The sequence below is a fragment of the Rhodococcus sp. OAS809 genome (assembly GCF_040546695.1).
Classification (GTDB): domain Bacteria; phylum Actinomycetota; class Actinomycetes; order Mycobacteriales; family Mycobacteriaceae; genus Rhodococcus_F; species Rhodococcus_F qingshengii.
This window is the reverse complement of the sequence record NZ_JBEPOI010000001.1, coordinates 1-18,471: the sequence shown is the minus strand read 5'-3', so window position 1 is coordinate 18,471 and position 18,471 is coordinate 1. Positions and strand designations below refer to the sequence as shown.

Annotated in this window: 16 protein-coding genes; 5 read left to right on the top strand and 11 right to left on the bottom strand. The window is 59.6% G+C overall.

The features are described from left to right. Position 1 precedes the first annotated feature (1 nt). From ABIE52_RS00080 to ABIE52_RS00055, 6 genes are read right to left on the bottom strand one after another with little or no spacing between them, the layout of a single operon-like run. Entirely contained in the window at positions 2–889 is an 888-nt protein-coding gene (locus ABIE52_RS00080; RefSeq protein ID WP_192713573.1) for a TIGR03084 family metal-binding protein, read from the bottom strand. Further along, entirely contained in the window at positions 882–1,526 is a 645-nt protein-coding gene (locus tag ABIE52_RS00075; RefSeq protein ID WP_192713574.1) for a 3,4-dihydroxy-2-butanone-4-phosphate synthase, read from the bottom strand. The genes ABIE52_RS00080 and ABIE52_RS00075 overlap by 8 nt, the downstream gene beginning before the upstream one ends. Before the next feature lie 22 nt (positions 1,527–1,548). Further along, complete coding sequence (locus ABIE52_RS00070) at positions 1,549–2,490, bottom strand: hydroxymethylglutaryl-CoA lyase-like TIM-barrel protein (RefSeq protein WP_192713575.1); 942 nt, start codon at positions 2,488–2,490, stop codon at positions 1,549–1,551. A gap of 37 nt (positions 2,491–2,527) precedes the next feature. Further along, entirely contained in the window at positions 2,528–5,248 is a 2,721-nt protein-coding gene (locus ABIE52_RS00065) for an LLM class flavin-dependent oxidoreductase (RefSeq protein ID WP_354541361.1), read from the bottom strand. Between the two features lie 54 nt (positions 5,249–5,302). Next, positions 5,303–5,797: a flavin reductase family protein gene (locus tag ABIE52_RS00060; protein ID WP_192713578.1), complete on the bottom strand. Its 495-nt coding sequence runs from the start codon at positions 5,795–5,797 to the stop codon at positions 5,303–5,305. Between the two features lie 31 nt (positions 5,798–5,828). After that, on the bottom strand, positions 5,829–6,254 hold the full coding sequence (locus ABIE52_RS00055) for a PaaI family thioesterase (protein ID WP_192713579.1): 426 nt from the start codon (positions 6,252–6,254) through the stop codon (positions 5,829–5,831). 299 nt (positions 6,255–6,553) lie between these two features. Between ABIE52_RS00055 and ABIE52_RS00050 the strand changes: the two genes are divergently transcribed. Continuing rightward, on the top strand, positions 6,554–7,030 hold the full coding sequence (locus ABIE52_RS00050; protein WP_192713580.1) for a MarR family winged helix-turn-helix transcriptional regulator: 477 nt from the start codon (positions 6,554–6,556) through the stop codon (positions 7,028–7,030). A 218-nt stretch (positions 7,031–7,248) separates the two neighbouring features. Here ABIE52_RS00050 and ABIE52_RS00045 read toward each other — a convergent pair whose 3' ends face one another. Beyond that, positions 7,249–8,223 (bottom strand): 2-hydroxyacid dehydrogenase, encoded by a 975-nt coding sequence (locus ABIE52_RS00045; protein ID WP_354541360.1) that lies wholly within the window; start codon positions 8,221–8,223, stop codon positions 7,249–7,251. 714 nt (positions 8,224–8,937) lie between these two features. On the opposite strand from ABIE52_RS00045, the gene ABIE52_RS00040 reads away from it, so the two are divergent. The 4 genes from ABIE52_RS00040 to ABIE52_RS00025 all read left to right on the top strand — a co-directional run bounded on the left by ABIE52_RS00040 (position 8,938) and on the right by ABIE52_RS00025 (position 12,923). Next, positions 8,938–10,290 (top strand): MFS transporter, encoded by a 1,353-nt coding sequence (locus ABIE52_RS00040; RefSeq protein WP_354541359.1) that lies wholly within the window; start codon positions 8,938–8,940, stop codon positions 10,288–10,290. A gap of 52 nt (positions 10,291–10,342) precedes the next feature. After that, entirely contained in the window at positions 10,343–11,326 is a 984-nt protein-coding gene (locus tag ABIE52_RS00035) for an Ldh family oxidoreductase (protein ID WP_192713582.1), read from the top strand. 424 nt (positions 11,327–11,750) lie between these two features. Next, positions 11,751–12,422, top strand: coding sequence for an NIPSNAP family protein (locus ABIE52_RS00030; RefSeq protein WP_354541358.1), 672 nt, complete (start codon positions 11,751–11,753; stop codon positions 12,420–12,422). Positions 12,423–12,593: 171 nt separating this feature from the next. Beyond that, the gene (locus ABIE52_RS00025) at positions 12,594–12,923 is read left to right on the top strand and encodes a WhiB family transcriptional regulator (RefSeq protein WP_192713583.1); all 330 of its coding nucleotides are present in this window, start codon (positions 12,594–12,596) and stop codon (positions 12,921–12,923) included. 192 nt (positions 12,924–13,115) lie between these two features. On the opposite strand, the gene qatD is transcribed toward ABIE52_RS00025, so the two are convergent. The 4 genes from qatD to ABIE52_RS00005 are packed head-to-tail and all read right to left on the bottom strand — an operon-like array spanning position 13,116 to position 17,861. Then, entirely contained in the window at positions 13,116–13,841 is a 726-nt protein-coding gene (gene qatD, locus ABIE52_RS00020) for a Qat anti-phage system TatD family nuclease QatD (RefSeq protein ID WP_192713584.1), read from the bottom strand. Next, on the bottom strand, positions 13,838–15,118 hold the full coding sequence (gene qatC, locus ABIE52_RS00015; protein ID WP_192713585.1) for a Qat anti-phage system QueC-like protein QatC: 1,281 nt from the start codon (positions 15,116–15,118) through the stop codon (positions 13,838–13,840). Before qatC ends, qatD begins: the two co-directional genes overlap by 4 nt. Then, positions 15,115–15,933, bottom strand: a complete 819-nt coding sequence (qatB, locus tag ABIE52_RS00010) for a Qat anti-phage system associated protein QatB (RefSeq protein ID WP_192713586.1) — start codon at positions 15,931–15,933, stop codon at positions 15,115–15,117. The genes qatC and qatB overlap by 4 nt, the downstream gene beginning before the upstream one ends. Further along, positions 15,933–17,861 (bottom strand): KAP family P-loop NTPase fold protein, encoded by a 1,929-nt coding sequence (locus ABIE52_RS00005; RefSeq protein WP_354541357.1) that lies wholly within the window; start codon positions 17,859–17,861, stop codon positions 15,933–15,935. Before ABIE52_RS00005 ends, qatB begins: the two co-directional genes overlap by 1 nt. Positions 17,862–18,471 lie beyond the last annotated feature (610 nt).

Below are 18,471 nucleotides of genomic sequence, written 5' to 3'. Positions count from 1 at the left end.
GCTAATCAGGCTTTCTTTCTTTTCCGGTAGCGATCGAGCTGTTTGCTCGACCCGTCGAGGAGGGCTCTCGGCCAGGGCCTGGTGGCCCGGCGAAAGCTTGTGCGATGTCGAGCCAGCGATCGGCTCCGGGACCGGTGGCTTTCAGATCGAGGTCGTCGCGGTGGGCACGTTTGGTTACCAGGAGGCAGAAGTCCAGGGCTGAGCCCATAACGCTTTCGGGTGCGTCCTCGGGTCCCCATGTCCAGACGCGCTCACCTGCGCTCTCGGTGGGCACTGTGAGTTCGACCCGGACGGATTCACGGGGTGGGGACAGTTGGTGGACAGTGAACGAGAAGGCTCGCGTTCGGATGCCGAGATCGGCGATGCTTCTCAATCGCGCTGTGGGCGTGCGGGTTACCCCCAGAGCGTCAGCGACATCGTGGCCGTGAGCCCAGGTTTCCATCAACCGTGCGGTGGTCATAGTGGTCGGTTTCATCGGCGGACCGAACCAGGCCAGCTTGGTTCCTGGAGGAACTCGGTGAAGTGCGTCGGAAAGACGCCGCTGGTGCATTCTCCATGTGCTGTGCAGGATCGCGGGGGGCAACTTCGAATAATTCTCGGCCGCGGTGTCGGCGAAATGCGGATCGCCCGATGATGCGGGAACGACGTACTGCGAGTGAAACGTCTCGGGTTGGGTCAGGGCGTGCAGCGCTGCCAGGTCGGTCCAGAGTAGATGTCCTATCTGGTGAGCTATGGTCCAGCCGGTGGCGGGCGTGGGGAGTGTCCACTGTCGAGCGGGCAGGTGTGCTACCAGCTGGTCGAGCGATTCGCTCTCTGCGTGCAGGTCGGCGAGTACTGCAGTGAGAGCGGCAGTCGCTGCTGTCGGTGAATGGAGCTGCGGATCAGTCATGGAAGGCGATGGTCAGTTCCGTGAGGCTGTGGCGTTCGGCGAAATGGTGTGCCTCGTCTGCTTCGGCCAGGTTTGTCGGATCTCGTTCGGAGATCAGGTCGGCAAAGACTGCACCTGGCATGGCCGTTGCTGCTGCGCTCAGAGCATGCGCAATTTCCGCGATCTCGTTTCCACTGTGTTCTCCGGTTGCCGATGGCACGCAGGTCGGCACGAGATGTCCGGGGCGGGTGAGATCTGCTGCGGTCGAAGTGGGGTCGGTGAGCACACGCGCGGTACGAGCGCGGTCGGCAGCCGAGATTCCGGTGCTGGTCCCTGCCGCGGCGTCGACTGCAACGCATTGGCCCGTGGCAGCCGGCCGTTGCTGACCTCTATTGTGCGCAGCTTCCGGAAGCTGAAGCCGTTCGCACACGTTCTCGGATAGCGCGACTTGGATGAACCCGCTGGTGTGGCGGATCAGGAATGCCATTTGTGCGGCATCGACGGTGTGGGCCACGCAGACCAGGACGCTGCGGTGGGCAACGATCACTACGACGGTGTGCCCGCGAGCTAGGGACGCCACCGCGCGATTCCACTGTTCCTCGCCGTGTTCGGCGTTCTCGAGGTGCTCGACGAGGACAGGCGGCAGTGTCACCGACATGGCTTCTCCGATCGAGTGGGTTTCAATGCCACGAGAATCGAGCGGACTGTGGCGTTGGTCCGTCCGCTGAGGGGACAGCTCCGACCGCGCGAGTGAAGCCCCGCCCGGGGATGCCGACGGTGTCGACGAGCCAGTTTGCCGTGGTGATCAAGCTGGTCAGGTCGATGCCGGTTTCGTGGCCCTGGAGTTCGAGTAGTTGTACGAGGTCTTCGGTACACATTCCTGCGCCGCGGCCGGTCAGTATTGCGGGATGTCCGCCGGAACCGGCAAGTGCAGCGTCGATGTTCTTGACGCCGAGCGAGATCAATTCGAGAACATTGGCGAGCCCGAGTCCGCGGTCGTCGTGGATCTGGACGGTGATGTCGTCGGGTTCGACCAGTGAGAGCGCGTAGGACACCGTTTCACGCATTTGGTGTGGCGCTGCATAGCCGGAGGAGTCGGCGAGAATCCATTTGGATACTCCCATACTCATCAAGGGATCGGTCAGTGTCGTCAGGTCGTCGGGGGTTCGTGGCCGCGAGGTTGGTCCGCCCCACGCGAAAATGAGATAGGTCCCGAGTGTGATCGATGCCGAGGACGCACGCTCCTGCATCCGTTCGAGTTCGTCGAGGGACTGGCGCATGGTGCGTCCGATGTTGTTTCGGGCGAAATCTTCGTCTGCGGACAGCAGGAACCACGCGGCGTCTGCACCGGCGTCGATTGCTCGTTCGAGGCCGCGCAGGTTTCCTACGCAGCATTCCAAGGAGACGCCAGGGCGACGGTCGACGCGGGCGAAGACCTCGTCTGCGTCGGCCAACCCGGGAATGAGATCGGGGCGAACGAAGGAGGACACCTCGATCGCCGGTACTCCCGCTGCGATGAGCTCGTTCACCAAGCGCACCTTGGTGTCGGTGTCGACGGCGGGATGCGCTTGGAAGCCCAAGCGTGGGGAGATGTCTTTGATGCGCACGGGGGTGGTGGTCATACGAGATGCTCCTTCAGGGGTGCCCAGCCGGGGCCGGTCATACGTTTCGGGTGGGACGATGACCGGCCGAGTGTGCGTCCCAGGTCGTTTCCGTTCGCCCGGTCTCGCGTAGATCTGCTTTGCGGATCTTGCCGGTAGGGGTTCGAGGTAGCTCTTCGACGGCACGATAGAACCGAGGAACCATGAAATGTGGCATCAGCGAATCGCAGTGCTCGAACAGGGCTTTGAAGTCGAACGAGTCCGGGTCGGGGACGTGGACGATAGCAAGGACTTCGTCTTCGCCGAGTTCGGATGGCGTGGCAACGGCCGCTGCCTCGATGACCCCCGGAAAGGATGCGAGCACGGTTTCGACTTCGTAGGAAGAAATGTTCTCGCCCCGCCGACGCAATGCGTCCTTCTTGCGGTCGATGAAGTAGAAGTAACCATCGGTGTCGACATATCCGAGATCACCTGTATGCCACCATAAATCGGTGATAGTGGCCAGGGTGGACGGGGCGTCACGATAGTACGATTTGAACATGATGTGTGGAAGTTTGGGACGGTAGACGATCTCCCCGATCTCGCCCGGACGTTGCCTGCGTCCGGATTCGTCGTGAATTTCCAGGAGAGTGGACGGTGTCGGTTGTCCGATGGACCCTACTTTTCGTGCGTGAATCGGGTTGTAGGTGACGTTCTTGATTTCGGTGGATCCGTAGCCCTCCACGATGTGAACACCGAAGCGTTCCTCGAAGGAGTACAGGACATCCGGAGGTGCTGGTGCGGCGAAGACACGCTCTACGTCGTGAGCGCGGTCCTGCTCGCTCGGGGGTTGTGCCAGCAGCATCGGCAGGATCGAGCCCAGCGCGTTGAATTCTGTGGCACCGCTCGCGCGGATCTCGTCCCAGAATTGGCTGGCACTGAACCTGGTCGAGAGGATCGTTGTCGCGCCCGCGTACACCGCGCGTAGAAAGATGTTGACCTGGGCGGCGCCGTGAAAGAGGGGCAGGCACGTGTAGAGCCGGTCGCGTCGGGTGGTCGTCATCGCCAGGGCACCTTCGCGGGCGGCGATGACGTTATGTAGATGCGGCACTACCACGCCTTTGCTCTTTCCCGTGGTGCCCGAGGTGAGCTGAATGGCGGTGATGTCGGAAGGTTCCACTGGGGGGAACTGATGGTCGCGGTCGCCGAGTGCTACCAGCTCATCCCAGGTCAGCACGGTCACCCCGGTGCGGCGAACTGAAGCAGGGATCGAGTCGACGAACACCACCGCATGCACGGTGTCAGCGAGCTGAGGAAGGGCAGCAGCGAGTGCCTCTCCCAACCTCGATTCAGTGACCAGAACTCGTACCTCGGTGTGTCCGAGGGCGTACTCGAGGAAGCCACCTTTGTACGCGGTATTGATGGGAACCTGGACGAGCCCCGCCTTCGCAGTGCCCATCCAGGTTTCGAGATACTCGAGTCGGTTGGACAGAAAGATCCCCACCGAATCACCGAATGTGCAGTTCAACGCCAACAGCGCTGAACCCACGACGGTAGCTGCACGGTCCATGTCGGTGTAGGTTCGCGATTGCTCGCCGCAGAGCACCGCGATTTTGTCCGGCATACTGGCAGCGCGCGTCGAGAGCAATCCACCTACGGTTCCTCCTCCGAGGTCGAAGAGGTCTCGAGAGGTCATACGTGTCTCCCTTTCATAGGAAGTGTTCCCACCATCACCACGCGTACTGTCCCCGCGTCGTGTCGGAAGAGATCTGGTCAGAGTTCTTTTTTGATGCGCAACGCCAGGTCCTCGAGAGAGGGATCCCAGGACGCTTCGGCGCCGGTGGTCAGCAGGAAGGTCGATACACCCAGGTCGACGTACTTCGACAACGCCTCCAGTATCCGATCTTCGGTACCTACGAGGGCGGCTGAATTGGCGAAGCCGCCCAGGAGCTTGACCAGCCCGGTCCAGAAGCAGTCGTCGTGGAGTTCTTCGTCGGTGAGTGCGAGCTGGCGCTCGCGGCCCGACCGACTTGTCCGTCGACGAGGAGCGTAGAAACTTGTTCGAACCCTGCGCTTCGAGGATCGTTCGTTCAACGGCACGGGCCGCTTCCCATGCTTCGTCGTCGGTATCACCGACGAAAAGACGGAGACTGAGCGAGAACTCGATGGAGCGGCCGTATCCTTGTGCTGCCGCTTTGACGCGTTCGATGCGTTCCTTCGTTCCCGCTACCGGCTCACCCCACAGCATGTAGAGATCGGCGTGGCGTGCTCCGAAGTCGACGGCGGCATCGCTTTCTCCTCCCATGAAGATAGGTACGTGCCCGTTCCGGGGTCGAACTAGTTGTTTGACGGCATCTGCGCGGTAGTACTTTCCGTCGTGGTCGAACGAATCGGGGTTGCTCCAGGCTGCCTTCATCACATCCAGGTATTCACTCGCCCGGTCGTAACGCTCTTCCTTGGGGGTGTAGTCGCCCTCGCGCCGTAGATCCTTGTCCGACCCTCCGGTCACCAGATTGATGGCGAGTCGTCCGCGAGCAAGCACATCGAGCGTGGCGAAGTAACGGGCTGCGGCGGTGGGATGCATCACTCCGGGTCGGTGCGCAACAATCGGCGAGAGTTTGTCGGTCAGCGCGGTCATGAACGGTGCCGTCGCGTGATTGTGCGGCCAGATGGAGGAGTAGCCGACCAGAACGCGGTCGATTGCGGCGGAGTCGTTCATCGCCGCTGCACGCTGCAGCAACTCGGTGGGGTCCGTTTCGCCGGGTTCGAGTGGCTGGAGGCCGGTGAAGATGTTGACCATGAGGAATTACCTTTCGGGGAATATGTGAATGTCGGAGTCGATCGGCGGATCAGGTCAGCTCGCGGAGGGGCCGATGCACCGGAAGTCGCCCTCGTGATACACCAGCGGGGATCGGGCAGTCACGTCGATTTCGACCGGCCGTGCCACGACGATCTTGTGGTCACCGACCTCGATCAGCCGTTCTACATTGCACCCCAGCCATCCCGCGGTATCGGAGATGCGAGGTGTGCCTGCGCTTTTCGACCATGAAATGGTTGTCAACTTGTCGTCGGACTTGGTTGCGCACAGCATGCCGATCCATTTCTGGTTCTCGGCTAGGAGATTGATGCCCAGCTTCCCGGTCGATTCGATCACGGGAAGCAATCGCGAGGTCAGATCCAGATTGACCAGTGCATACATCGGGTCCAGTGACAGGCTGCTGAAGGAACTGACGGTGGTCGCGTGTGGAATCGAGTCCTGCATTCCGGTCACGACCACGATGGGACCTGGCACATTGCGGAACAGGTCACGGTAGGACTGAGCGGTGACCGCCCCCACATTCGTAAGCATGCTTCCATTAAGGCAGCATGCTTACGATTTGTCAATCGGTGGTCTGGTCCTGGTGCCGGCCGGAATGGGCGTTCGATTGAGCGTCGAGCCACTGCTGGTGGCGGACGAAATGGTCTGCGCTGCGAGAGAGGAAAATCGCATGCGCCGTCGCGAGTACAGGCGCGCCGGGCGTGCGTAGAGCCATCGATCCCTCGACGAACCACTTTCGTCCGTCATGTCCTGCAATCCGGGAGGTGATGAGTAGGGGCCGTTCGATCGGGACGGGGCGCACGTATCGGACCGAGAGTTCTCCCGTGACCACTTTGGCGTCTGCTTGCAGAACCGCCACGGCGAGCGCATCATCGAAAATGGCCGAGATCCAACCCCCGTGCGCCACCGTCGGTCCGCCGCGATACTGCCGGTCGCAACTTACTTCGATATCTACCGAGCCGTCGGCCTGGTAGGTGACCCTAGTCATGCCCATTCGGCAGCGAGAGAGTTCGCGGCAGGCGTCACACAGCGGAAGCGCACCGCCTACGGGGTCTATCGAAAAGTCGTCTGTGCTTCCAACGCAAGACACGCCCATCTTCGCTCCATTCGATCTGCGGATTAATATTTCTTGTGCGTCGGCGCCCCTCTCCGGCACCAAAATCGCAGCTTGCTTCCCTATTAGAGGTGTTCGGGATTGGAAGATCGCTCATCAGCTGTTATCAGTCTCGACATGCGCACTGGCCAGCATGGGCAGCGGTGGTCACTGCGGCAGATAAGCTCGAGATCATGACGCTTGAGTCGGCTGCATCCGACGTCCCTGACATGGCCGACCCTATGTACTTGCTCGACGCTGTGTTCAGACTCGAGCGTGCGGTGACCCGTATCGGCAACAAGCGGCTCGCGAACTGGCACATGTCGCTGTCGGGGTATGCGGCGATGAAGACGCTGGAGAATCGGCCCAATTTGTCTCTCGCTCAACTGTCTCGGCGGTGCTTCGTGCGCCCCCAGACAATGACGCGACTGGTCGCGCAACTCGAAGAGCGCGACTTCGTTCAGCGCAGCCCGCACCCGGAGAGCGAGCGCGCAATTTCACTGTCGCTGACCGAATCAGGCAGGGCCGCACTGAACGACATGGACGCCGAAGTCCTCAAAATCAACGAGACGCTGACCGAGCAGCTCGATGATTCCGGCGTCACAGTTCTGGAACAATCGCTTCGCAAGTGCGCTCTGGCAGTCGAGACAGAGTTACGCGCCCTGAGCTGACGATGTCGAGCCGGCCGGCGCGATGCGGCCCGGGGGTGCGCCGAAGTGTGGGCACGTGCCGAGGCGCGTACGGATAGGTCCATCGGACGTCCTTTCGTTGTGATCTTCTCGCTCTCCTGTAGGTCGAGAGTTACCTCCAGAGTCTCTGCCTTCCAGGCAGGTTCGGAGAAACCTTCATCTGTGGCATGCACCTCTGAGTGGCCCGAGCAACGCACACGTCATCGCTGCCAAGCGTCGGGGTTGACGGCATGCGGTGGAAGTCTGGACTGCGCCATCGCCACCGCATTGGTCGCGCACAGCTCAGCCATTCTCGATCGCACGCTGGTGGTGGCACTACCTATGTGAGGGAGAAGCACGGCGTTGGGCAGCTCGATGAGCCCACTGGCCAATAAGGGTTCGTCCTCGTAGACATCGAGGCCGGCTGCGGCGATCACGCCCGATCGGAGCGCTTCGACAAGGGCGGCTTCATCCACGATGGCCCCCCTCGCGGTATTGACGAGAATTGCCGACGGCTGCATTGCCTCGAGAACCGATTGATCCACCAGATGGTGGGTTTGCTCGTTGAGCGGGAGGTGCAGAGACAGGTAATCGCTGGATACGACCAGGTCGTCCCAATCCGTGTGCCGAACACGCCCACCGAACTCGGTCAGCTCGTCTTCACTGACAGCCCGGTCATGCGGGGGTCTGGGACAGAACGCAACATTCATGCCGAACGCGAGTGCCCTACGGGCGGTGGCACGGGCGATACGTCCAAAGCCGGCGAGTCCGAGAGTTCTTCCGGCAAGATCTCGGCCGAGCAACAGAGTGGGGTGCCAACCTGTGAAGTGGCCTGCTCGAACGAAAGCGTCTGCTTCGACGATACGCCGCGACGTGGCCAGCATCAGCGCCAAAGCGATGTCGGCCGTCGCATCGGTGAGCACGTCCGGAGTGTTGGCGACCATGATGGAGTTTGCCGTGGCCGCGGGAATCTCGATGTTGTTGAATCCGACCGCATAGTTCGATATTCCGCGAATCCTTGCCGATGCCAACAGGTTCGACTCGAATCGATCGCTGAGTTGTGCCACGATCACGTCGAACTCGCCGGATGTGCAAGCGGCGTGGAGCTGAGCCGGGTTGGGAGGTTCATCGGGGATATGGACGTGCCCGGCTGCTCGTAAGAGTGCGAGGCCAGGCTCGGGGATCGGTGTTGTCATATAGAAGCGACATTGTCGGTCCGGCTCGACCGAACTCTCCATGTGTGCACCCGGCAGTAGCCACTTACTGCTTCGACGTTCCTGTGGATTCGACGTGTGCTTGAGAATCGTCATCGGTGAAGGGGCCGTCTTCGAAGGGCCCCGGTGCTGCCGGGGGGCGGGTTCACGTTGCGTTCCATGTCGGGGGCCTCTCTTTGCCGCGAAAAAAGTTTGATGAGAAAGAAAATTGGAAGGGCTGAACTCGTTCGACGACCTGCCGGATCGGTTCATGGGGTGAGGGTCATTGCAAGGCTGAACCGCTTGCAGGACAAGGGACTGAGCGGCCGAACCAGCTACCGAGTTTCCGTGAAGGGGAGGTCGAACATAAGCATGCTGCGGTTATAGCAGTGAGTTTGTTTTTGGTCAAAGAACATCAGCAAACGGCCCCTGGATCCGGCGTTCTCGATGATGGGCGACGCCAGGCCGGCGCGTTGGGAGAGATTGTGTGCGGACCGTCTGAGCTCCGCGAGAGTGCTCGGTCAGCGGATCAATCCTCTCCGACCACGTGTGCCGTCTGATCTGGCCAACCGCAGAGGGCAGTCATACCTTCTGCCTAAGTCGCTTCCAAAACATACGCTTGCTGTTCTAATGTAAGCACGCTTATAGTGGCGTAGGCCACAACACGCCCGCTGGGGATCGGGCGTTCACCCACAGAATCGCAAACCTAGGAGCACGGTGAACACATCTGCACCCCCGTCCATGACACCGCACGATCGACGCCTACTCAGGCGAGTGACAATTGCTGCGACAGTCGGTAACACCGTCGAAACCTACGACTACGCTGTGTACGGATTTCTGGCGACAGTCCTTGCGCACCTGTTCTTTCCAGAAGCCACGCCCGGAGTCGCGCTTCTGTCGACCTTTGCCATTTTCGGTGCCGCCTTCGTGGTCAGACCCCTCGGATCGTTCGTTTTCGGTCCCCTCGCCGACCGCATCGGACGCCGCAACACCCTGATCATCACTCTGATCCTGATGGCTATCGTCACCCCGCTCATCGGATTGCTACCCACAGCCGAAAGCATCGGAATCGCTGCACCCATACTGCTGGTGATCCTGCGCCTTCTCCAGGGACTGGCCGCCGGCGGCGAATTCAGCGCCGCTGTGATCTATGCGGCGGAGTTTTCTCCGCATAGTGTGCGCGGACGGATGGCCGGCCGAGTTCAGTTCGGCAGCATCGCGGGGTTCTTACTCGCCGCCCTCGTAGTGCTGGCCATCAATGCCACCTTGACCAGTGAACAACTGACATCGTGGGGGTGGCGTCTGCCCTTCCTTCTCGCCCTGCCCATGGGTTTGATCGGCCTGTACATGCGTTCCAAGCTCGGAGAAACACCAGAATTTTCAGCGCTCGAAAGTAAAGAGGAAACCTCCGAGACCCCGACCCGCGACGCCTTCACGCGCTTCTGGCCGCTCGTCGTGTTGATCTTCCTCATCGGCGCGCTGCACATGATCGGGATCTACATGGTCTACACCTACCTTCAGACCTACATAATCTCGCTCGAGTACACCCGCACTCAGGCAACATTCGTCACAGTCATCTCGCTCATCGTCGGTCTGAGCCTGATCCCCGTCGGCGGACGCATCACCGACCGTTGGGGCCGCTGGCGTCCACTGCTGACGATTTGTATCGCGGTCATGCTCGTGTCCTACCCCCTCTTCGCCGCGCTCGCTCACGCCGGCAGCATCGGCACGGTTCTCCTGTTCGCTGTACTGCTCTCGGTCGGACCCGTTCTCTATTCGTCAATCGTTCCGGTCACCTACGTCGAGGTCGTTCCCGCACAGGTACGCGGAACCATCTTCGCGGTCGGGTACGGACTCGTCGCTGCGATTCTGGGCGGAACCGCCTTGCCACTCAGTCAGTTCTTGGTCAACATCACCGGAAATGGGCAGGCGCCAGCGTTCATTCTGATCGCGTCAGCCGCGTTGAGCGCAGTCGCCGCTCTGTGGGTTCGGCGCGTACTGGCCGTCCAGCCACCGCTGATGGCCGCAGACCTTGCCACAACGGCCAAGAACGCCACCGCTCCATCGTGAACGAGCGCTGCCCATTCACATCAATCCCGCAACTCTTTGTCGAAAGCACGGCATGAAACTTACAATCTCCCAGGCACACGATCTCGCGCATCGCGCCATGACCTCATGCGGCCACAGCGAAACCGAAGCCGCAGTGATCGCCGACCACCTCCTCGACTGCGAGTTGCGTGGTTTGTCCTACGGCGGTCTCGCCAGAGCTCTCTCGATCATCGAACGCAAAAGGCAGATACCGCAGCCGCCGCGTCCCATCACGATAATCCGAGAAACCCCCGTATCCGCCAGCATCGACGGAGGAGATCAAGTCGGATACCTGGTGGCTCAACGCGCAACCGAGATCGCCCTCTCCAAAGCCCGCACCACTGGGATCGCCGCAGTCGGAGCAAATCAGACCTGGTACACCGGGATGTTCTCCTACTACCTCGAGCAGATCACCGCCGCTGGGCTGGTCGGCGTTATCGCCGGAAGCGGCCCCCACGTGGTTGCGCCACATGGAGGTACCGAAAGCAGGTTCGGCACCAACCCCATTGCTTTCGGGTTCCCGACAGCCGGGGCGCCCCTGATCTGGGACATCGGCACCTCGTCCATCACACTGGCAGAAGTGATGCTCCATGAACGTCTCGGACACCCCCTGAGCGGCGGACTGGCGTACAGCGCATCAGGTTCTCCCACCCTCGACCCCTCCGAGGCTCTCGCGGGTGCGTTCACAGTCTGGGGAGGACATCGTGGATCCGGTCTCGCGCTGACCGTCCAACTTCTGGGCATGCTCACCGGAGCCGCAGCGGCGCCGGTCGGTTTGTCCGACTGCGGCTTCTTCCTTTCGGTATGGGACCCCGCCCTATTCACAGACCCCGATGACTTCAAGCGCCGCGCAGCGGCTTACGCGGACAGCATCAGAACAACCCGCCCGTTGGATTCGACAGAGCCGGTGCGCGTGCCGTTCGAACGATCCAGCGCCCACCGGGATGCCCAGATCGCCCAAGGCGACATCGAAGTGCAAGAGACCGTGTACGACAAATTGACTGCCGTTCTCGTGTAAGCCCCGAGCGTCTCAGGTGCGAGCCCCTCACACGGCAGTGCCGCGCAAAAGGAGCGCACGATCGAGTGTCATGGCACATGATCCTGGTGTGCAGCCGTAACCCCAGAGCAATGGGGAGAAGAGATTCGACGAAGCGCGCCGGCGGCGCACTGAGGTCCCGTCATTTATGGGGCTGCGCGTCTACAAAACAGAGAAACGCTGCTCAATGGAGCGAGTCGTGTGCCACTGCACTGTCGCCAGCGCAGACGCTGCGAAATACCTCAGTGCAGTGCACATCGGCTCGAAACAGGTCACAGCGCGAAGGACTTGCATTGATCGGCCGAGACAAACAGGTCAAGCAGATGGGCATATGTTCGACGCCCGTTGCGGGGGCGCGTGGCACACAATGACTGAGCGCAGGACAGGATCAGAAGGACAAACAGAAGTGAATCCACAACAGCTCGAAGCGATCACAGGCCAGGACCAGCCAGCTGTTATCACAGCAGTCCGATATGAGTGGACCACTGTGCAATTCGCCCTGGTGGATCAGGCCGAGGTAGCGAAACACACCGACGCCTGGGCTTTGAGCGCGGACGACGGTGGAGAGTATCTCGGTGGGTGGTCGTCGGAGAACGGCAGATTGGGACGGATCTGGGTTCTACGACAATTCGACACGATCGACACACTGTTGGACGCTCGTCACCGGCAACGCCTCCACGGCCATCCGCTTTCCCAGGTACTTTCGGTGCGTTCACTGTCCGTCGAGACGTTCACAGCCTTCCCCTTCGTCCCGACCGTAACCGCCGGATCTCACGGTCCCGTCTACGAGATCCGCGACTACCGTCTGATCCCGGGTGGGCTGCCGGCGACCATCACGGGGTGGCGGACAGCGTTACCGCGTAGGCATTCCATCGATCCCGTCACCGTCGTCATGTATGCACTCGACGGCGTTGATCGGATCATCCACATTTGGCCGTTCGATAGTCCGAATGAGCGTTTGTCCAAACGCAAGCAAGCGTACGACGAGAAGGCATGGCCCCCGTCCGGAGCACCGCAAACGATTGCCGAAGCCGACTCGACGATGGCGTGGCCATTGCCGCAATCCCCGCTTCAGTAGTAGAGGGCAGGAGTGATGAGGGCTCTTGACACCTCTTCGGGTGCGAGGCGGACAAGGCAGAGCAACCGATGACTGTACCCGCGGGGACTGCATCGTCACCAGCCTGGTGGCAGCGGGCGCCGAACCTAGCGGAACAACGTCTCCCCGCAATCGAGTAACACGAGCGAGATCATGCCGAACCATACGAAGTTGCTCCCCATAACCAAGGCGTGGGGTTGGCGGCACGACGCAGAATGCAAATTCTTCGGGCCCGACTTTTTCTTCTCACGAGAAGACGAGACCAGGGAAGACAGAGTGCGCCGAGAGTCCCATGCGCGTCGAATCTGTGTCAGCTGCAAGGTAATCGAGGAATGTCGATCCCACGCTGAGGGTCACGGCGAGCAGTACGGAGTTTGGGGCGGGACCACCGAAACCGAACGCGCCCGCCTCCGATCTCGCAGTAAGCAATCGAGATCATCTTCCACAACCGGCAACGTCGGCGCAGTGCGCTCGGGATGCTGACACCGATCGAGTTCGAGAACGTACACGTCACACGTCAACCCGTAGCCTGAAGACAAATGTCACGATTCCACGAAACTCGGTGCACATCACTAGTTTTCGAATCGTCGTTCACACTCTTCCGTCTGAGGCTCCTAGTAAATCTGTTTTTCGGCTGCGAAGGCTGGTGTTGGGTTCGGTTGGTGTGGCACGCATTCATCGAAGTATTGCCTTTTCGTTCTCTGTCAGTATGCGAGTTACACGGTCTTCGTCGAGGTTCCAGACTTGTGTTAACTCTTGCCGTGCGAGTGCGATGTCCCAGGGATTTAGAGGTGAATTCCTTGATTTGGCAAATGGCCCGTCGGTTTCCAGAAGTACCCGATTCTGTGGAATCTTTGCTACAAGGTTCCTGCCTTTCGCGCCAGCAAGCATCGCGGGGCCGACACTGAACCAGCTGTCATTGTCGATGGCGCGTTTGAGTTCGGTTACCGTCCCCGAGAACCAATGAAAGACAGGGATATTCGAAGGATCGTACCGCTCGAGGCAATCCAATACCGCAGATGCGGCTCCGCGGCTGTGGATCGAGAGAATTCTTCCTCCAGCGCGATTGCACGCAGCGAGGATGTGTTCGAATACTTGAAGTTGGTCGTTCCTTGCGTGGCGGAGAGCGGGTGAGCCATCCAACCCGATCTCTCCGACAAATCGAGTCTCACTGAGGTACTTGTCGAACAAGTGGAGCTCATTTTTGCGCTCGTGAGCAAGTTGTGGGTGGAGGCCAAGTGCGGTCCGGATCGCTGGTCGTTGATGTGCCAGGCGGGAGGTTCCTGGCCAGGCTGAAGGTGTGGTCGTGACAGACAGAAGGCCGATGCCGCTGTGTTGCACTGCAATTGCCATATCCTGGGGGTCCGGGTACAGATCGAGGTGGCAGTGGAAGTCGATCATAAGATCGCGTAGTGCGTGTGAAGGGCGCTCAGTTCGTTGAGTCCGCGGTCGAGCATGTCCTGCAGTGCTTGGCGATTGGAAATCCGCGGCGAGCTCAGTGAGGGTCCCAACCAACGGCTGATTCCCTCATCCCGTGTTATGAGCCGGGCGATGGCCACTGAGCGCACATCGTCAAAGCCAGCGTGATCCTCATCGGTTCTTCCCAGATCTTCGTAAACGTATTTCGTCTCGTCGGTAAGTTCGGAGCCAAGGAAGGAGGCACGTCGAATCTGGCAGGGAATGCAACGTCCACAGTGGGTGTAGTTGAATCGTTGGTATCGTCCACAACTGGTCGAATTCGATGCCTCGGCTGCAAGTAGGTCCTGGTCGAGGCATCCACGGAGCATTTCACCCTTCGTCTTCTCGAGATAGGGGTTTCTGATCTCGATACGTAGGCCGAGTACGTCAAATATTTCTTGAATGCATCCGAGGAAGTGTGGATGTGCGGTTCGAGTGCTCAAACTTCCCACTCTCGCCCCCGTGAGAGGCGGGTTCATCGCGATGAACCCATTTTCGCAGATGTAGATAGGCACTGTTCCGCCGCTGTGATAGCGATCCGTAGCCGTAGCAGCAATAGTGGCGAACGCCAGAAAGAGCAACGAACGTGACCGCTGCGATGTTTCCTTGGCAAAGCGGGGTGTGTTTGCGTTGTGATTGAGCTGCAGATGCTCGCTTCCCGCCCCGGCCAAGGCTGCGAATCTTTTTTGCGTGGCACGGTCTCCTCGTACCGTCTGGCTTATCGGGAGGAGGCGTTTTCCTTGAGCACTCAGATCTATGGCGCCAACGAGGCTGTCAAGGCCACCGGAGAGTAGAGCGACCGCATCGGTAGCAGGAAACCTTGGTTTCTTCGGAGGATCTGGATGTTTGGCACCGCCGGTGAATGTCAACCGCCACCGGTCGGTTGTGAGAAACGCAAAGGCATCCGACAATGCCGATACTTGCTGCGTCCATATATCGAGATCGCTGACAGCGATCTGCATGTCGAATTCTCGTGTCCATCCGTCAGGACTTTCGTCGCGTTTGACTACACCGTCAGCGGCGACGATCGAGAGCGCGATCGACAGGAAGTCCCACGCCAGGGGAGACGGTAGCAATTCACGTCGACGGAAGGTCTCGCCGACGGAGGCCCCAGCGCTCACAACGTGAGGTAGAGAAGAACGTCCAAAAAGAACGACAGGTACGGCGCTATCGCCGGAATCGTTCGCACTCGACGACGATGGTCCGCTTGTGAACTTCATCTTAGATACTCCTCAAACACGCCGAGAGTTTCCCGAAGCGCTTCCTTGGTAAGCCTAGAGAGGCTGTGAGTTGTTGCAGGAAGTCCTTTTTCGCGAATCGATCTGAACGACGCGGCAACGTGCTCCGTGATGAACGCTCGGATTTGTTTCAACCTGTTCAAGGCTGTCGCGGCATCAGGAGCCTTGTGCATCAACGACTTCTGTAAGTCGAGACAAAATCGTCCGTAGACATCGAGAGCAGCGTAGCGCTCGATCACGAACTGACGCTGCATGTCATTTAACGTCAGCAAGTCAGCTGTTGGATAGCGATCCAGAAGATCGGAAAGAGCATCGCGCATCGCTTTGCGTGAGGCTTCGCTATCTTGTGTTCCATCGACAGGACGTACCGCCTCGACGATGGCGTCCATGACGACGTCGGCATTGGAACCGGTTGCTAGAGTCTCATCGCGAAGCGCGGTCCCGTCCGGTTGAATACCTGATGAAAGTACTTGGTTGAGACGGGCAGCATTGGCTGACGTGGCCCCGAGTCGGCGGGCCATGGTGCTGCTGCCGCCGTACCCCTGGCTAACGTAGTGGGCGAGCGCGCGCTCCAGATCGCGTCTGGCTCCTGTTCCCGCGAACCTGCCCAGACTCCGTCGCGCATCACGGAAACGGCGCGGTGGGGCCAATGGTGCCGGAGGTAGTTGTGCCGGATGTTCTTCCGCCGCTGAACTATCCCCGTCCAAACTTTCGACCTGCGACTGGGCGTCGTCCGCCCAGGGAGGTACCAGTGAGACTGATGAACCTGGCCCGCTACTGCTTTGCGACGTGCCCATTAAGCACCTCGATTTTCGATCGCGTTCTTCACAGGGCCACTGACATCTGCGGATTCCTTCCAATGCTTGAGAACATCGGAAGACCAGCTGAGACCGGTGATTCGAGGGACGATACTCGGTTGGATCTGAACTCCGGGACGTTCGATCAAGAAACCGGCTAGTGCTGAGCCTTGACCCGGGTCAACGTCTGCGACGGTGATGCAAGCGCGAAGGATATCGGGGGCTCCCCATTCCTGCTCTTGTCGTGCCTTTGCGAGCAAACGATCCATGATGATGCCGGTTTCCGCACGTGATACAGCCCGCAACTGATCTTTCAAAGCATCGCTTTCTCCCGGACTTTCGAGGAGAGCTGTCAAGATCCCTGCTGCGTCGGACGAGAGACGGTCGGCAGCGGTAATCATTGGAGCGTGTTCTCGACTGACGTAGAGCGCGCCCCGAAGGTCTACCTCAGCCAGACTGGGCGGCAATGTCAGCCATTCTCGGATGAAACCGTCGTCCCATCCGCCTTGCAAGCTCACAGATTCTCCAGCAGCGATTCGGCTCTCCCAGTCCGTCAGGAAGGTGGGTTTCCCATCGGGGTCCGCATTGACGGCGGTCGCCAGTTCGGTGTACAGCGCAGGCGGGGCGAGGCGTTCAAATAAAAGAAGCTTAGCTAAGACTGCTTCGTCCACCCCGACACCTTGAGCAGATGAGATGGACATCCGAATCGACAGAGCATTGAGGAATCGCTTTATCAGGCGAGGGTTCCCAGCAATTCTCTGAGCTGTTGTCATGAGCGGCGCGAGCCGTTCTGCGGTCTCCAACTTTGCAATCAGCGCAGGTGGCAATTCGAGATCCAACGAGGCAAGGTAAGCCCGATCGACGCGTTTCCCCCTCCACGACTCGCGCAGTCGGCCAGCTATCGCGTCTCGAATGACGTCCTTCTGTTGCTGATCGATACTGCTGTTTTCCACGAACAACATCATCATGTACGCGCGCACTTCCTGCGTCCCCAGGCCAGGAACTCGAATCGGAATTTGAATCAGCTTGTCAAAATAGTTGGTCACCAGAACGTCGTCCTCAAGACCCGCGAAGTGCCTCTTGACAGCGTGTTTGATCATCCCGTCGTCGGCGGCGATAACGAACGCAGTGTTCTCCATGAAGAGGAACAGGCGTATTGCTTCCAACGTAGAGATCGTAGTTCCCGGTAGACAGCGGTCAAGATCGTCTATGAGGACAACGAGAGTGATGCGCAACTCGGTAAGTGTGTTCTCGAAAGAATCACGAAGCGCTTGTATTTGTTGCGGAGGGGAGGAGATGATTCTCGGATCAAGTATCGAGCGGCCGGCTTCGGCGAGGTCAGCGCCTGTCGTCTCGGCCCGTTGCAGGCCCTCGGCATCAATCTCTCCATTCAGGCCAGCTGAGACCAGGCCAGTCACGTCTCCAACAAGCCCAACTGCAACTGCGGCGGTGGGAACCGCCAATGTCTTTGCCAGACGAAACCATCGAACCCGGTGAAGGAATTCTTTCGCCTTGTCCATACCGGTTTTCCGTGCTTGTGCTTCTTCGGCAAGTTTACTGGCGATTACCTCAAGCAAAGCGGCTCGGGCGTCATCAAATCCTTGATAAAGCCACGCGTTGAAATCGACGAAGACAAATTTTGATGGAGCAGGTTGTGTTGGCTGATGTTTCTTAAGCGAGGATTTCGTCAGCTTGATCAAGGATGATTTACCTACGCCCCAAGCGCCTGAGACACCGACCGATATCGGGCGGCCTTCAGCTTGCACGATCATCTCAGCGACGGTATCTGCAACCCCTTCGAAGTTCAGGAAGTCACGGTCGGTCTCGTTATCTGGCCACACTTCGGTATCGCCTTTCTGCACCACGAGATCGCGATGCTCACGGGGTAACTGTATGTGGAAGGCGCCATCAGCAAGCTGTCGGTCCAAATTGTGCGTCGTTCAGCCGTGGTCGTTTGCTGCCTTTGACGAGGTGCCTTCTCGTTGTTGGTGCCGCGCCGGTAGGCGATGGCTGCGGTTGGGGGGGCCGGCGGGTGTTCGGGTTGGGTGGTGTGGGGGAGTGGTGTCGGGTGGTGTGGGGGTGTTGTGAGGCTCGGTTTGGGTGTTTTTGAATGTTGTTGTGTGTCAGTGGGTTTCGGTATTCGGTTGGTGTTGGGTTTGTTTCGTGGGTTGTGCACGGTGGTGTTTTTATGAACGTCGAATGGTGTTGTGGTGGTGCGGATTTCGGTGTTTTGTGTTTTCGGGTTGTTTTGCGGTTTGGTGGGTGGGGGTGTATGATTGGGAGCATGATGATGACGAGGCAGTGGACGCGAGACGGGGCGCTTTTTGTGACCCTTCCCCTCCTCCCCAGCCTCGTTCGGGTGTCGGGTACTGGTTCAAACGTTGCGATGAATTCGTTTGGTGAGAACCAAGATTCGGAATTCAGAGGAGCGAAGCGACTCGATCGACGGCAACGGCACTCGACCCACTGCGAGCCGCGCAGCGGCTCCCTGGCGGGGAGCGAAGCGACTCGCTCCCGTCTCCCGACGCGAAGCGTCGG

Bases quoted from the DNA above. Each gene is read 5' to 3' on its own strand.
- ABIE52_RS00050 (WP_192713580.1), top strand. From the start codon at position 6,554: ATGACGCTTGAGTCGGCTGCATCCGACGTCCCTGACATGGCCGACCCT.
- qatB (WP_192713586.1), bottom strand. From the start codon at position 15,933: ATGGGCACGTCGCAAAGCAGTAGCGGGCCAGGTTCATCAGTCTCACTG.
- ABIE52_RS00070 (WP_192713575.1), bottom strand. From the start codon at position 2,490: ATGACCACCACCCCCGTGCGCATCAAAGACATCTCCCCACGCTTGGGC.
- ABIE52_RS00045 (WP_354541360.1), bottom strand. From the start codon at position 8,223: ATGACAACACCGATCCCCGAGCCTGGCCTCGCACTCTTACGAGCAGCC.
- ABIE52_RS00055 (WP_192713579.1), bottom strand. From the start codon at position 6,254: ATGACTAGGGTCACCTACCAGGCCGACGGCTCGGTAGATATCGAAGTA.
- ABIE52_RS00035 (WP_192713582.1), top strand. From the start codon at position 10,343: ATGAAACTTACAATCTCCCAGGCACACGATCTCGCGCATCGCGCCATG.
- ABIE52_RS00065 (WP_354541361.1), bottom strand. From the start codon at position 5,248: ATGGTCAACATCTTCACCGGCCTCCAGCCACTCGAACCCGGCGAAACG.
- qatD (WP_192713584.1), bottom strand. From the start codon at position 13,841: ATGATCGACTTCCACTGCCACCTCGATCTGTACCCGGACCCCCAGGAT.
- ABIE52_RS00060 (WP_192713578.1), bottom strand. From the start codon at position 5,797: ATGCTTACGAATGTGGGGGCGGTCACCGCTCAGTCCTACCGTGACCTG.
- ABIE52_RS00080 (WP_192713573.1), bottom strand. From the start codon at position 889: ATGACTGATCCGCAGCTCCATTCACCGACAGCAGCGACTGCCGCTCTC.
- qatC (WP_192713585.1), bottom strand. From the start codon at position 15,118: ATGAAGTTCACAAGCGGACCATCGTCGTCGAGTGCGAACGATTCCGGC.
- ABIE52_RS00075 (WP_192713574.1), bottom strand. From the start codon at position 1,526: ATGTCGGTGACACTGCCGCCTGTCCTCGTCGAGCACCTCGAGAACGCC.
- ABIE52_RS00025 (WP_192713583.1), top strand. From the start codon at position 12,594: ATGCCGAACCATACGAAGTTGCTCCCCATAACCAAGGCGTGGGGTTGG.